The following is a 16,642-nucleotide window of genomic DNA, read 5'->3' as shown; positions in this document are numbered from 1 at the left end:
CCTCATTCGCGTAAAATAGAAAACCCGGTCTTACACCGGGTTTTTCGTTTTAAGCTCTATCAACTTACTATTACTGTTTCTCTGTCTGTTGCTTTGCTAGTTTCTTCTCCCAGAAAGTAGCATTTTTAATGCCCAAACTTACAGGGTCAAAAGTAATTGGTCCACCGGCTTTTTTCTGCCGCTCATAATCACGCAGGCAACGCATAGTTGGCCGATACATAAAGAAGATTGCCAGAATACCGATCACGTTTACCCAAGCCATCATACCAACGCCGATATCACCGATGTTCCAAATATAACCTGCGTTATTTACCGTGCCATAAGCAACCATAAACATTAACAGCAACTTAAATACCAAAGACGATAGTTTGTTATTAAATACCCGATTTAAATACGCTACGTTGGTTTCAGTTATATAGTAATAAGCCAAGATAGTGGTAAAGGCGAAAAAGAATAACGCCAAACCAGCAAATATTTGACCAAAATTACCAAACACACTTAATAGCGCCATTTGCGTAAAGGCGGCAGAACCAATTTCTGTTGCCGCATCCACGTTTTGTACAATAAATTGGCCTGCAGGTAAGTCACCTACCACGTTGTATTGTTGTGTAATAAGGATCATTAACGCCGTTGCCGTACAAACAAACAAGGTGTCTACGTATACCGAGAATGCTTGCACTAAACCTTGCTGCGCCGGATGATCTACTTCTGCAGCCGCTGCCGCATGTGGGCCTGTACCCTGACCTGCTTCATTAGAATAAATACCCCGTTTTACCCCCCAGCCAATGGCGGCACCAAAACCGGCTTGCGCCGTAAAGGCATCACTAAAAATAAGACCAAACACAGCGGGTATTTTTTCAATATTAAGAAATACGACAATTAAGGCCATCACGATATAGCCAAGCGCCATAAACGGCACAATTATTTGCGTGAAATGAGCAATGCGTTTAATTCCGCCAAATATAATAAAAGCTAACACAATTAAAATAACAGCTAGGGCTATCAACTTATGGGTGCCGACCACGCCGAAGCTGGTTACTACCATATCGCCTTCACCAAAAATTTGCGTTACCGCATTACCTACAGCATTAGCTTGAACACCAGGCAAGAAAATACCACAGCCAATAATGGCTGAAATAGCAAAAACAATACCTAGCCAACGCCAGCCTAAACAGCGTTCAAAATAATATGCTGGGCCACCGCGATATTGGCCGTTTTCTTCTACTTTATAAATTTGACCTAAAGTCGATTCTGCATAAGCTGTACTAGCACCTAAAAAGGCTACAACCCACATCCAAAAGATAGCACCTGGCCCACCAAAACCAATGGCAGCAGCTACACCGGCAATATTACCGACACCCACTCGACCCGATAACGATACGGCTAATGCCTGAAACGACGAAATGCCCTTATCAGATTCGGTGTTGTTAAGTAGGAGTTTGCACATTTCTTTGAAGTGACGCACTTGCGCAAAACGTGTGAGTATTGAATAAAACAAGCCAGCACCAAGACACAAGTAAATAAGCGCTTGGCTCCAGATAATGCTGTTTAGCGCACTAATAAAGCCTTCCATTTCCCTTCCTTATAATTATTGTAATTTTAATTATCTAATGCGGTGTTAATTTGCCACATCAACCCGAGAATATCTACGCAACAGCAGCGGTTAATCCGACTCATTTTCAATATTTAGCAGCTTTTCTAAATAATGCTGTTTAATACCATAGAAGTTCTTAATCGCATTAACCTGCTTTAAAATCGCGGTTTTGCTGTATTTCTGTTTATTTTTAATGGCTAAAATCATCTTGTTTTTACTGGTGTGCTCCAGCGAAACGAATTCAAATACCTTAGTGCTATAACCAAAGGCTTCAAGTAATAATGCCCTTAGGCTATCAGTTACCATTTCAGCCTCTTGGCCCAAATGAATACCATGCGCTAACATAGGTGCCAATACACTAGGCATGCTCATTTGCGGCCGTATTTGTTTGTGACAACAGGGTGAGCACATAATAATTTCGGCGCCGGTAGCTATACCCATATGAATCGCATAATCGGTGGCAATATCGCAGGCATGTAGCGCAATCATTACGTTAATGCCGCGCGCTTTAAAATGCTTTACGTCACCCTGTTCAAAATCTATGCCGTTAAGGCCTAACTTAAGCGCGGTGTTATTACACAGCTCAACTAAGTTTTGTCTTAACTCTACACCAGTAACCTTAGCTTCAAGCGCTAATGTATTAGTTAAATAATCATGCATAGCGAAGGTAAGGTAAGCTTTACCAGAGCCAAAATCGGCCACATGTAATTGTTGGTGCTGGCTAAGGCCTGAGTCTTTTACTGCGCCAGAAAAAACCTCAAGAAATTTATTTATTTGCTTCCACTTGCGTGCCATTGCCGGAATGAGTTGGTGCTCTGCGTCCGTTACCCCTAATTCAGTTAAAAACGGCCGCTCTAAACTGAGGTAACGTTGCTTCTCGCGATTATGGCTAGCGACCACTTGGTTGATAGGCTGCGGCAAGGCTTTTTGTTGTAACAATATTTTACCTTTTTTACTGATAGAGACTTGCGCCTCAACCTCCGTAGTAAATAGGTTTGCTGCAGCATATTGCTTGCCAAGTAGCTGGGTAATTTCTGTCAGCGCCTCTTCAGGGCTAAAATTACGGGTTATATCGTTAGTTTGGTATTTATAGGTAAAGCTAAGCTGCCATAGCTGCTTTAGTTCTACTGGCCTAATCTGCAGCTGTTTAATTGGCTCGTCACCTTGATACTTACTAAGTACTAACTTTATCAGCTGCTGCGTTGATAATGCTGTCTTTAACAATTGCAGAAAAGCTGCAAGCTCAGATGATGATGGGGGTACGGCAGACATAACGCTGCTCCACTACAATAAAATAGCCGCTAGTTTAGTCGGATCTTTAGCGAAGAGAAATAAAACCTAGTTAAATCTACGCGGTATAACGATAAGCGGCATCGACCTTAAAGCGACTAATACGGTTACGCAGCACCCGAACTACATTTAGTCTTACTAAGTGTTTACCTGCTAGCGTACTAATATCACCTAATAATAAACAGGTAACACAATCAGTTTCAGCATTTAACACTAACGCATATTGGTTGCTTAAACCGCGCAGTATGACTAAATCGAATTGCTTGGCATCGCAGCCTGTGCCTTGCTGAAAATACCAGCTTTTATGCGCCTGTTGTTGCATAAAAAACGCTGACAGGCCGCTAAGACAAAGCTCTAAGCGTACTGCTGGCGCAATATCTAGCTGCTGCAGGCTATCATCCATGTGCCAAAATGCTTGCGCTTCAGCTATCGATAACGGTTGCTGCTGTGGTTTATATGCTAGTTGCGCTGCGCTATATGGCGAGCAATACTGTGCCTCATTACTAATATCTAGCAATAAGCGGTCTTTTTGTGCACAGTATGTCCAGAACCAGTGTTCTGATGGCCTAAGCATGGTATTCCCTGTCTGCATTTATTAAACTGTTAATTCTATCTCTTATATAAGTACACTAAGTTGTTCAGCACGTTAAAGACTTTTTTGTTCTAACGTGCCAAGATCAGCTACGGATCCTTATAAGCTCGTTACGATCTGTTTTATTAGCTCTGGGCCACGATAAATAAAACCTGTATACACCTGCAGCAAATTTGCGCCTGCGGCAAGTTTATCTTGTGCTGACGCGGCATCATTAATGCCACCAACGCCTATAATGGGCATATCAGTACCTACTGCGGCGCGCAACTGACGCAACACTTCTGTGCTTTTTGCTTGTACCGGTAAGCCACTTAAGCCACCCGCTTCATCGGCGTAACGCTGCCCTTGCACCAAACTGCGATCTAATGTGGTATTAGTGGCAATAACACCATCCATTTTGCTTTTTAGCAGGGTTTCAGCAATCTGATTTACGGCTATAAGATCCATATCCGGCGCTATTTTTACAAATACCGGCACGTATTTATCATACTTTGCTTGTAAATCGAGTTGTTCGTTTTTTACGCTTATTAACAAATCCAATAACGCATCACCGAACTGTAAATCACGCAGACCTGGTGTATTAGGCGACGAAATATTGACGGTAATATAACTAGCATGAATATAAACCTTGCGCATGCAGTGAATATAATCGTCTTTACCCTGCTCGTTTGGCGTGTCTTTGTTTTTACCAATATTAATGCCTAAAACACCTTTATAACTGGCGTTTTTAACATTTTGCACCAAGTAATCTACGCCTTTATTATTAAACCCCATACGGTTAATAATGGCCTCTGACTGCGGTAAACGGAAGATCCGAGGTTTATCATTACCCAGCTGCGGTTTAGGTGTCACCGTGCCTACTTCAAGAAAGCCAAAGCCCATTTGACCAAAGGCATCAATACATTCCGCGTTTTTATCTAAACCCGCCGCTAAGCCCAATGGGTTATCAAAGCGAATGCCTGCAACCGTAACCGGTTTAACAGGTAAATTTTGTCGCCATAAACCAGCGATAGGCGTATGAGCCAAGCGTTTTAAACTACCTAGAGCAAAGTTATGTGACCACTCTGCGTCACAAGCGAACATGACTTTTTGTGCTATTGGATAAAACATACACTGCCTTTTTTAAACAAAAAAATACCCCGGACTTGCCGGGGTATTGTAGCCAGTTAACTTACTATTTTACAGTGTCGCAGTGGTGACTTAATAACATTAATTCACGCAGTGCTACTGAGAATTTAGCAAATTCATGGTTCTTAGTAGTTTTAAACTCAGCCAGCATTAAACGCCAGCGTTCAAGTAGTGCATTATGTTCGGTGATCCAAGTAGAAATAACTTCATCTGCAGAACAGGTTTTACCACAGCTACGCGCAACAACCGCCGATAATGAACGTTGCTGCCAGTCTAGCTCTTCACGATAAGACGCACGTGCTAACGCCTGCCAATGATTCGCTACTGGTTGATTAGTAATTTGCTCTAAGAACCAGTGTAAGTCCAGCTTATCACCTAGTTTAAAGTAAATTTCCGCAACCAGTGGTAATGCCATTTTTTCAGCATCAACTACTTGGGCAATATCCATTACCGAGAATACGGTACTTAACTGCGCTAAGTATTTCGCAATATCTTCTGGTACACCCTGCTCTACTAACGTAGCTTGTTTCTGCAGCAGTTGCTCTGCTTCGGCTGGTGCTAAGTAGTTAGATAAATCTTTACTTAACTGCTGATACGCTGGCTTAAAGAAATCAACCGTTTGTTGAATATCTAATGCCTTATTGCGATGACGCAAGAACCAGCGTGTTACACGGCGCATAGTGCGGCGTAACTGGTGTAAAAACTTAGTTTGTAACGTGGCTGAAATAATGTTATCCAGCTGTTCTAACTTATGCCACATTGTTGGCAAGTCAAACAGATCACGTGCAATAGCATAACATAACGTTACTTCACCTAAGCTCGCACCCGCTTCTTCTTGCATACGCTGAGCGAAGTTAGGGCCCATTTCGTTAACCATCATATTAGCTAGTTTAGTAGCAATAATTTCGGCTTTTAACGGATGATTTTCCATTTCTGCAGCGTACTTATCTTGCAATAATTGCGGAAAATTACTGAATAGCTGACGTTTAAAGTAAGCATTTTCGTAAATTTCTGGCAGTACTAAGCGTTCTTTAAGTACCATTTTGCCGTAAGCAGTAAGTATCGCTAGCTCAGGGCGTGTTAAACCTTGGCCTTTCGCTGCGCGCTCAGCTAATTCATCATCAGATGGTAAAAACTCTAGTTCACGGTTTAACTTACCGTCTTTTTCTAGCTCATGAATAAAGCGGGTATATTCTTTTAACTGCTCAGCACCCAGTAATGACGAAATACTGATACTCTGCGTTTGGCTGTAACAGTCTCTAAGCACAATCGCGGTTATATCTGGCGTCATATCCAATAACAATTGGTTACGCTGCTTTAATGTTAAATCGCCAGATGCAACTAGAGTGTTAAGTAAAATTTTAATATTTACTTCGTTATCTGAACAGGTTACGCCACCTACGTTATCAACGAAGTCGGTATTAATACGACCACCGTTTAGCGCGTATTCAATACGGCCGCGTTGGGTTGCGCCTAAGTTACCGCCTTCACCAACGATAGTCGCTTTTAAATCTTTACCATTAACGCGCATAGCTTCTGAACCACGGTCGCCCACTTCAGCGTGTGTTTCAGTGCTGGCTTTTAAGTAGGTACCAATACCACCGTTCCAAATCAGATCGACCTTCATCATCAAGGCTTCGCGGATCAGTTCGGTTGGTGTCATGCTGGTTTTAGTCGTGGCCAACATTTCTTGCATTTGCGGCGACAACTTAATTGCCTTCGCGCTACGAGAGAAAACACCACCACCTTCTGAAATCAATGACTTATCGTAATCATCCCAAGTAGAAGTTGGTAATCTAAACAGACGATTACGCTCTTCCCAGCCTTTGGCTGAGTTTGGTTTTGGGTCAACAAAGATGTGCATATGGTTAAAGGCAACCTGCAAACATAGGTGTTTAGACAACAACATACCGTTACCGAAAACGTCACCCGCCATGTCACCTATACCCACACAGGTAAAGTCGGTAGTTTGGCAGTCAATGCCAACTTCACGGAAATGGCGTTTAACCGATTCCCAACCACCGCGGGCAGTAATACCCATTTTCTTATGGTCGTAACCGTTTGAGCCACCTGATGCAAAAGCATCGCCCATCCAGAAATTGTATTCTGCAGAAATGCCGTTAGAAATATCCGAGAAGGTTGCAGTACCTTTGTCAGCTGCTACTACTAGGTACGGATCGTCAACGTCAAGACGTACAACGTCTTTTGGTGGCACGATTTCACCTTGAATAATGTTGTCGGTAACATCTAACAAACCACGAATAAAGGTGCGGTAACATTCTTTACCTTCGTTGATAAAGGCTTCACGACCACCGGTTGTTGGTAATTTTTTACAAACAAAACCACCTTTTGAGCCGCTAGGTACAATAACGGTATTTTTTACCGTTTGCGCTTTAACTAGGCCCAGAACTTCGGTACGGAAATCTTCACGACGGTCTGACCAACGTAAACCACCACGCGCAACCTTACCAAAACGTAAATGCGAACCTTCAATTCTTGGTGAGTAAACAAAAATTTCAAACATTGGCACTGGCATTGGCATATCTGGGATTAAATCAGCTTTAATCTTAAACGAGATATACGATTTCTCTGTACCCTGTGCACTCTTTTGGAAGTAGTTAGTGCGGACAATGGCGTTAATCATGTCGACATAACGACGGATAATACGGTCATCATCAAGGTTGGCTACGTTTTCTAGTGCCGCCGCTATTTTGTCTTCTAACTTAGCTGACACCGCTGCACCGTCTTTAGCGCTTGGGTCAAACTTGCTATTAAACAGTTGTACCAATAAGTTAGCCAGTTCGGCATAACGAGTGAAAGTGCTTTCAACATAAGATTGGCTAAATGTACCGCCAATTTGGCGCTTATATTTTGCCAAAGCACGCAGTAATGATGCTTCACGACCACTTAAACCTGCGCTTAGGATTAAACGGTTAAAGCCGTCATCTTCTAAATCGCCGCCCCACACTTTTGCGAACGACTCTTGGAATGATTGCTGGGCCGCTTCAAAGTTAGCCGGCACTGCGCAATTTAATTCCATAGTGAAATTTAGGATCCAGCTTACAGAACCGTCAGCACATTTCACTGCATAAGGTGTTTCACCAATAACGCGCAGGCCAAAATTTTCTAACATTGGCAGTACGTCTGATAAATGAATTGGGTGATCTTTGTGGAATAAGTTTAAACGTACCGCTTTACTGTCGGCTTTTTCTTCTTGCGGACGGTAGAATAACATTTCTAACTTGCGATCGTCGTTTAACGCTTCAAGTTTACCGATATCAACTAATGCATCACTCGGTAACATTTCTTCTTTATAGCTGCGCGGGAAGGCATTAACATACTTAGCAATCAGCTCGCGACCACGCGCTTCGCCGTATGCACCAATTAATGCGGTTTCAAATTTGTCTTCCCAAGTGCGGGCTGCTTCAATTAGATTACGTTCAATATCTTTCACTTTATACTCTACATGGCTATCGTTGATCCGTACTAAGTAGTGCGTACGTGCCAACACAGATTCAGAAAAATAAGTAGTAAACTCTACCGACTCATCGCTACCCAGAGCGCGTTGTAGTACCGCCTGAGTTTGTTTACGCAATTGCGTGTTGTAACGCTCGCGCGGTACATACACCATGGCCGAAACAAAACGACCAAAACTATCTTTACGCATAAACAGGCGCGTCATATCACGCTCCTGCATTTGCAGCACGCCCATCGCGACATGCAATAACTCATCGGCGGTAGCTTGGATTAACTCATCACGTGGATAAGTTTCTAAAATATTTAATAACGCTTTATAAGCGTGAGTACCGGCTGAAAACTCTGACATCTGCATTACAGTGCCAAGTTTGTTTTTCAGTAACGGAATATCGGCAGCACTGTTGTTATAAAACGATGATGAGAACAAACCAATAAAGCGGTCTTCACCAACAACTTTACCGTCTTTATCAAACTTCTTCACGCCGATGTAATCTATATAAGCCGGACGGTGCACCCGTGATTTGTTATTGGTCTTAGTTAATACTAATAACGCATTACTTAATGCCTGCTTACGGCCAATCTCTGGTAGCTCAGACAACATCAGATCACGTGACGCAGAGCGGCGCATTAAACCCAATGAGCTAGCGTCAATACCGCTAATTTTGTAATCACCTTCTACCGGTGTAATTGAATATTCGCGATAGCCTAACAAGGTGAAGTTATCTTTAGCTAACCAGTTTAAAAATTCAGTGGTTTGGGTAATATCTTCTGCAGAGCATTTATTCGCTTGCTTAGGCAAGTTGCTAATGACTTGCTGCAGTTTATCACTCACAGGCTGCCAATCTTGCACGGCAAGTGACACGTCTTTCATTACTGAGTGCAGTTCATCGGTTAACTGCTGTATTGCCGCAGTATCAGTCATGCGGTCAATTTCAATATGAAATACGGTTTGTTCCGTGCTCGCTTTCGCTTTGCTGCCAAGCTTAAAGAAATCAGTAATTTGTTGCTGGTTGTCGCGTTCGGTTTGCAATGGATAATGCAATAGCAAATGCGCCGTAATACTGTGACGACTTAGTGCCATCCGCACAGAATCAACCAAAAATGGCATATCAGGCACCACCATCTCAACGATAGTATGTTTAGATTCCCAGCCAAATTTTGCTAATTCCGGATTGAATACCCGAATTTTTACTGTAGCTTCAGCATGGCCATTAAATGTTTGCCACAAGCTAAGCGCTGCACCATATAGGTCACTGTCATTACGGCCATCTAAGTCTTCATCAGACATATTACCGTACAGCGTATAAGCAAATTTCTCGACCAGGCCAACCTGATCTTTTACTTTTTGTTTGATTAATTTATTAACATTTTGTAGTAATACAGAGGGTTGACCGTCTTTCAATGCCATTTTTGTATCCTTTTTGCAGTCACTGCATTTAACAGCAGGCGCTACCGAACAAACCAGAGCGTGTCCGGTGCGCAGTGTAGTCACTATTGTAGCGCTTTTCGAGTACTATTTGGTGGTTTTGTTCTGGTTAAACCAGTGATATTTAGGGTTATTGCGAAGTTATTCAGTACAAGTAAATAGAAAATGGCCTTTCGGCCATTTTCGTGTTTATTCATGCAGTAAAATTAATTATTTTTTGCGCCATAAAAAAGCGGCTAGAGCAGGTAATACGACAATAGCACCGAGCATATTAACCACAAACATAAAGGTTAATAAAATACCCATATCAACTTGGAATTTTAATGCTGAAAACACCCAAGTACTTACGCCTATTGCTAAGGTGATACCCGTAAACAATACCGCACTACCGCGCTCTTTTAACGCTTCATAATAGGCTTGGCGCAGTGGCACACCATCACGCAGCATCGGCGTCATATTTGATAAAATATAAATACCATAATCGACGCCGATCCCCACCCCTAGCGCAATAACCGGCAAGGTTGATACCGTAAGGCCAATTTGTAGCCAAGTCATTAATGCTGTTGCCAATACCGACACCACATATAATGGCACTATCACCGATATTGTTGCCCGCAGTGAGCGAAAGCTAAGTAGGCAAAGCAAAATAACCGCGCCATACACATACCACATCATGGGTTGTTGCGCTTCCGCTACCGCTTCATTGGTTGCCGCCATAACGCCGGCGGGGCCTGAAGCTAGCATAAAATGCGTTTGTTCATCGTTAAGCTCTTGCGCATATTTTTTGGCAGCAAATACCACTCGCTCCATAGTTTCAGCTTTGTGATCGTGCAAAAACAGAATAACCGGCATTACCGAGCAGTCCGCATTTAACAAACCGGTGCTGGTTTCAACGCGTGACGATGCCTGTACTAAACTTTGCGTATTACGCGGTAGCACCCGCCACTTTACGTTACCTTCGTTAAAGGCGGCGTTAATCGATTTGGAAACCGACGCCAGTGATACAGTAGATTGCACACCTTCAATGTTTTCCATTAACCATTGAAAGCGGTCAATTTTTGCCATAATACTATGTTCGGTACAGGCACTAGGGATGGTTTCTACCATCACATTTAAATAGTCTACTGAAATAGCATAACGTTTAGTAATAAGATCGGTATCTTGGTTATAACGCGAGTCTTCATGTAGCGCTGGAGCACCTTTATGTAAATCACCAATTTTTAATTGTTGGCTTTGCATATAACCAAAGGCAAATAATGCAGCAGTAATAATTAAAATAACCGCAGCGTATTTACGCGTGGCAAACGCTGACAAGGCAAACCAAATTTTATCGGTCTTGGGCGTTGGCGCTGCCGCATACTCTTTATAACGTTGGCTAAATTTCACAAACGACATTAATACCGGAAGTAAAACTAAGTTAGTCAGAATAATTACTGCCACACCTAAGCTAGCGGTAATAGCAAGTTCACGGATCACGCCAATTTCAATAATTAGCAACGTTAAAAATCCGACGGTGTCTGATAACAGCGCAACACCGCCTGGCACCAGTAGCTTTCTAAAACTGGCTTGCGCTGCAGTTTTTGCATTCATACCCGCTGCAACACGCTTGCCGGTAGAATTAATCATTTGCACACCATGGCTTACACCAATAGCAAATACCAGAAACGGCACTAAAATAGACATGGGGTCGATACCAAAGCCCATTACAGACAATAATCCCATCTGCCAAATCACGGCAATTAACGAACAAGCAATAGGTAACACCGTTAGCATTATCGAACGGCAGAAGAAAAACACCATAATAGAGGTAACAGCAATCGCAATGGCGAAAAACAGCAACACACCTTTAGCACCATTCGCAACGTCGCCAACCATTTTGGCAAAACCGATGATATGTACACTAATGCTATCTGATTGATACTTATTACGAATGTTATGTTCTAACGTATTGGCAAAACCTATGGTATCTAATTGCTTTCCAGTGTCAGGGTCCACTTCAAATAATTGGGCAGAAATCATGGCGCAACTGTAATCATCGGCCACCATCCGACCGACGATACCGGCTTTTTCGGTATTCTCTTTTACTTTGGCTAGCCCTGCTTTGTTAGCGACGAAATCAGCAGGAATAACCGGGCCACCGGCAAAGCCATCTTCAACTACTTCGACAAAGCGTGTGCTGGGGCTAAATAGCGATTTAACTAAAACGCGGTCAACACCCGGCGTATATAATAATTCATCATGGGCTTTACGTAAGGTATCAAAAAAGTTGGCATTAAAAATATCGCCGCTATTGTCACACAACGAGATAAGAATATTATTAGCACCACCAAAGTCTTGCGCATGGCGCAGATAGGTTTGCATATATTCATGTTTTAACGGTATATTTTTTGTAAATGCGGCATCAAGCTTGATCGTCGTGGCTTTAAATAATAAAAATAACGTTGCCAATACAAAAGCAAAGATAACGACCGCGCGATGACGAAATAGCGCATATTCAAATTTATTAACTAATCGATTTAAACTCATTTTATTTTAATTCACTCAAATTAATCGTCTTAATGCCTACTTCTGTTGTTAATAACAGCTGATCGCGCCAGAGCAAACCATTAACGATAGCTTTGCCATCTGCTAGCGAAAAGTCTTTAAACGATACGCCATTATCGGTACTCATTAATAATGTACCGGCATTACCTACTAAATATAAGCGGCCTTTATCGTCAGAAAACGCACTGTTTAACGTCGCCTGCTTGTTTAAGATAAGCGCTGCCCAGCTTTGTCCTTGATCATTGCTAATAAAGGCATTACCACGTAAACCGACGGTAATTAAAGTCATTTGTGCAGTGCGAGTAATATCGAATAACGAACCATTATAAAATGCTTCAAGCCGGTTCCAATTAAGGCCATTGTCAATACTTTTTGCAACAAAACCTGCCTCACCAACCATATAAAGCACATTGCCGTCAGCATATAACCGATTAAAATGCGGTAAAATAGCGCCCCGTTCTACTTCATACATATCAGGATCAGTCTCTGCTAACTCTTCTAAGTATTCTTGCTCTTCTTCAGCAAGTAGCTCCGGATGAAACTCGGTTTGCCACGTATTACCGCCATCTTCAGTACGGTAAAATAAACCATAGGCTCCCACTGCTATGCCTCGGTCTTTATCAGCAAAATACACATCAAACAAAGGTTTATCTGTACTTGGTGCATAATGTTGTAATTGCCAGTTTGCGCCGCCGTCAGTGGTCACTAAAATACTGGCATCATGCCCTACCGCCCAGCCTTGCAGTTTGTTGACAAAGAACACGCTATTCAAATTAGCCTGCACCGGAACAACGGCTTGTAACCAGTTTTGGCCATCATTACTGATTAATATATGCCCACGCTCACCCACTGCAACCAAACTTTGCTGATTAACATCAATAATATCGGTAAGCAATACTTTTTCAGCAAGCCTTGCTATGTCAGCTTGCTGCGGTTGATTATCAGCCGGCTCAGCCGCCATTGCAGCTGCACAAAACACAGCAAACAAGGCTGTTAGACAGATATTTTTTTTACGCATACTAAAGTTTTTTACTCTATAAAAGATTAAAAATAAAAACGGTTGGCACTTGGCCAACCGTGGTTATAACACTAACTGCTTATCTTGTACCTTCACGACGCAGCGCCGCAGGAGTGAAATCAGCATCAGTTAATTTAACAGAGAAATCGTACATTTTATCTTCGTTATCTAAACCAATGGCGATATAGCGACGCGAGTTAAGATCATGATAAACCTCTAACGTACTCCAATGCGTTGGCACTTCGTAGTAGTTAAGACCATGCGCTACCGCAACACGGTATAATTCATCACGGTTGTCGTATAGGTCGGCAACATGGATCTGCCAGCTATCTTCATCGATATAAAACACCCGCTTACCGTAGACATGACGAGTATTATCTTTCAGTTTAGCTTCAACAACCCAAACGCGATGTTTTTCCCAGCGCACATATTCAGGATTAATATGACCTGGTAGCAATAAATCCGCATATTTTACTTTATCACTATGTAACTTATAGCTGTTATACGGAATATACAGCTCCTGCTTACCAACTAATGTCCAGTTATAACGATCTGGTGAACCGTTAAACATATCAAAGTCATCAGTAGTACGCAGGCCATCCGATGCGGTACCTGGTGCATCATAAGCTACGTTAGGTGCGCGGCGCACACGACGTTGCCCCGTATTATAAGTCCATGCTTGACGCGGTGTTTTTACTTGGTCCATGGTTTCATGTACCAATAACGCCGTACCTGCCAAACGCGCTGGTGAAGTAACACTTTGCTTAAAGCGGAATAATATATTTTCTTGAGTTAACGCTTCAGGTGTCGCTTTAGGATCTGAGTACTTAAATATAATTTGTTCATCAAAACCAATAATAGTGTACGAACCCGTAGCTGTTGGTGCGGCTTGGCCACCATTGCGACTTGCAGCAACACCGCGATAGCGCAATAAATGGTTCCATACGGCTTCTAAACCGGTTGCAGGCATTGGAAACGGAATGCCAATCGCAGCATTTATAATACCGTTACCGCCTTCTATTAACTCTGCTTTAGTCGCAATGTCTTTAGTAGCATCGTATACGTATTGGGGAAATGACGCCGTACGACGCGATTGGTAGATATTCATTTTGTAACTATCAGGGTAAATTTCAAATAGTTTAATCTGACCTGGACTTAGTAAGTTTTTATACTGGTCTAAGTTTGATTTATCTATGGTTATCAACACCTTATCATCTGAAAATGGATCAGGATGATGCATGCCAACTGTGTATCCAGCGGGTGCTGCAGTAATGCCACCATTCCAAGCAGGAATAGAACCATCTGCGCTAGCCGCCTTTTCAGCGCCAAGCGGTGTTAAATCGTTACCTAGTCGTGCTGCCTGCTCTGATGTAATTTTAGCCGATACTGAACAGCTTAATACTAGTGCTATTGCTGACGAAATTAGGGTGAGTTTATTCATAGTTAGTGCTCGTCCCTTAAATAGAGTATTTAATATTGAAAGAGATAAAGTCACGGTCTGCAACGTTATTCGTTGTACCCTGACCGCCCCAGAAAACGTTGTATGACACCTCACCTGACCACTTACTTAAATAATCGAAGCTTACCGCATAAGCTAATGACTTACGGTCTTCAACAAACATAAACAGTGGATCTGGTGTTATACCATTAACATCATGCGAAAACACAACGCGCTGCGATAAGTTAACACCAGCAAATACGTTGTTGTAATCGGCTTTAGCCAGTAAACGATAGCCCCAAGCTGATGCAGTTGGAAATGGATTAGTTTCGCCACCATTAGATAAACCGGTTAGCAAACCATCTTTATTTACCAGCTCTCCGTTAGTTAGCCCTAATAAAGGTGCGCCACTGCGGTCGGTGTTCGGACCATTTAAACGCAAGACACTTTGATCAGGCATATCTTGAATACGAATACCACCAACCTCAGCTAGCATGGTTAAGTTATCCGAGCCCAGTGTAGGGCCAAATAAATGGGTAAATGTCATCTGTGCTTGCAAGGTATCACTAAGAATAAAACCACTCGCCTTTTGTCCAGGAGCTACCTTTGCGCCATATTTTGGATCGCGGCCTATTTGTGAAATACCGGCTAAATCAGGGCGTAACCCCGCATTAGCTAATTGCTCTGGCATACCTGCATACAAAATTTCAACGTCATCGATTTGTAATGGTTCATCTTGACGATAAGCGATTTCAGCAGCAACAGAGGTTTCGCCGACGGTGGTATTAAAACTAAAACCATATAATTTAATATCTTCTGGATATTCAACTAACGCTTTAGAAAACGCAGCCAGTTGCGTAATGTTGTCTTTAGTAACGCCACCGCTAGCCTGCAATGCAGCTAAACGACCGATATCAGCACCAATTTGAGAGAAGTCTGACGCAATACCCGATATTACCGGCACTCGGCTATGGTAATTCATGTAATACACTGAAAACTCTGTGTCATTTAAATCAGTAGCAAAATAGTCAAATTTAATACCGTATTGGCCACCATTTTTCGGTTTTATTTCACCCGCACTACCATACGGCCGCAATGTTACCTTAGTTGGATAAGCTAAATAGGCTTGCGCTGCTACGCTTGGGTCTAATACGCCACCGGCGACACCTGCACCAAGCTGGTTTAAACTTTGTAGTACGTGGGCGAGATCAATATCTGGGTTACCGGCAAAACCAAGCTGTACGTTTTGTAAGTAACCGCCCTCACCGGCGAAGTCATTAGTAGAAAAATAAGTACCAGGTACAGGTAGATAGCTATTTACCCACTCGTACTGATAAAATATTTCGGTAGATAAATTTTCAGTTAAACCAATATTTAACGTTGCCATACCTACAGGAATATAGGCTTCTTTTAACTCAGCACCTGGCGCACGGGCTACGCCTACGTCGATAGGAGTAATATTAATACCATGCTGAATTAAAGTACTTTCACCCCAGCTTAGTACTTGCTGGCCTACTTTAACCGTAACTGGGTTCATACCATCGTTAAAACTAAAATTACCATATACATAAGCATCAAGCAGGCGTATATCACGACAGGTTAGTGCCCGAGCATCGCTGTCGGCACATGGATCGACGCGCTGGCCAGACACCGGATTGGTATAAGCAACGTCGTTGTCCATTAAGGCGAAATCGTAAAAATACATAAAGCGGGTAAATAGGCCGATATTATGTTTTGAAATAGACAGTTCGTGTAAGCCCTTAGCAAGGCTGCTAAACATATCGCCGCGATCGTAATTCAAATTTCCGGCATCGCCATTACTTGAGTACGCACCGGGTTGTTGCCAAATTTGTGATGGTAAATAAATATTGTTGGTTGCGGCGTTGTAACCATCCCAATCGAAGCGTGGATGATTTACTTTACTGATCGTATCAAAATTACGCTCTTCTGCACGCCAGCTACCACCGTAAGAAAATGTAGAGTCAAAAGTGATGTTAACATCACCTAAACTCCAGGATGCAGCTTGTACCGGTGCCAATGACAAGGCAAACAGCGCAGAAGCAACACCCACAGCTAAGGGTTTCTTAGCAAAGGTTATTGACCTTTTATTCATCTTGTTTCTCCCCCCTGTCCCT

General features: G+C 42.5%; 9 protein-coding genes. All 9 read right to left on the bottom strand.

Going from position 1 to position 16,642, the window contains the following annotated elements; genetic code table 11:
- Positions 1 to 70: 70 nt before the first annotated feature.
- The gene (locus MN199_RS05635) at positions 71 to 1,573 is read right to left on the bottom strand and encodes an alanine/glycine:cation symporter family protein (protein ID WP_335738709.1); all 1,503 of its coding nucleotides are present in this window, start codon (positions 1,571 to 1,573) and stop codon (positions 71 to 73) included.
- A 90-nt stretch (positions 1,574 to 1,663) separates the two neighbouring features.
- A complete protein-coding gene (locus MN199_RS05630; protein ID WP_335738708.1) occupies positions 1,664 to 2,866 on the bottom strand; it encodes a class I SAM-dependent methyltransferase in 1,203 nt (400 codons plus the stop codon).
- A gap of 76 nt (positions 2,867 to 2,942) precedes the next feature.
- Positions 2,943 to 3,476 (bottom strand): cell division protein ZapC domain-containing protein, encoded by a 534-nt coding sequence (locus MN199_RS05625; protein WP_207903158.1) that lies wholly within the window; start codon positions 3,474 to 3,476, stop codon positions 2,943 to 2,945.
- A 99-nt stretch (positions 3,477 to 3,575) separates the two neighbouring features.
- Positions 3,576 to 4,586: a quinone-dependent dihydroorotate dehydrogenase gene (gene pyrD, locus MN199_RS05620; protein WP_335738707.1), complete on the bottom strand. Its 1,011-nt coding sequence runs from the start codon at positions 4,584 to 4,586 to the stop codon at positions 3,576 to 3,578.
- A 64-nt stretch (positions 4,587 to 4,650) separates the two neighbouring features.
- Positions 4,651 to 9,489 (bottom strand): NAD-glutamate dehydrogenase, encoded by a 4,839-nt coding sequence (locus MN199_RS05615; RefSeq protein WP_335738706.1) that lies wholly within the window; start codon positions 9,487 to 9,489, stop codon positions 4,651 to 4,653.
- A 228-nt stretch (positions 9,490 to 9,717) separates the two neighbouring features.
- Positions 9,718 to 12,033 carry an efflux RND transporter permease subunit gene (locus MN199_RS05610; protein WP_335738705.1) on the bottom strand — a complete coding sequence of 772 codons (2,316 nt, stop codon included), beginning with the start codon at positions 12,031 to 12,033 and terminating at the stop codon, positions 9,718 to 9,720.
- Between the two features lies 1 nt (position 12,034).
- Positions 12,035 to 13,012, bottom strand: a complete 978-nt coding sequence (locus tag MN199_RS05605) for a WD40/YVTN/BNR-like repeat-containing protein (RefSeq protein WP_243695582.1) — start codon at positions 13,010 to 13,012, stop codon at positions 12,035 to 12,037.
- Positions 13,013 to 13,148: 136 nt separating this feature from the next.
- Positions 13,149 to 14,510 carry a DUF1329 domain-containing protein gene (locus MN199_RS05600; protein ID WP_132583284.1) on the bottom strand — a complete coding sequence of 454 codons (1,362 nt, stop codon included), beginning with the start codon at positions 14,508 to 14,510 and terminating at the stop codon, positions 13,149 to 13,151.
- 16 nt (positions 14,511 to 14,526) lie between these two features.
- Positions 14,527 to 16,620: a DUF1302 domain-containing protein gene (locus tag MN199_RS05595; RefSeq protein ID WP_335738704.1), complete on the bottom strand. Its 2,094-nt coding sequence runs from the start codon at positions 16,618 to 16,620 to the stop codon at positions 14,527 to 14,529.
- Positions 16,621 to 16,642: the final 22 nt, after the last annotated feature.

This window comes from Rheinheimera metallidurans (assembly GCF_036983985.1).
Taxonomy (GTDB): Bacteria; Pseudomonadota; Gammaproteobacteria; order Enterobacterales; family Alteromonadaceae; genus Alishewanella; species Alishewanella metallidurans.
Note: the sequence above shows the minus strand (reverse complement) of the source record. Positions and strands in the feature narration are given on the sequence as shown.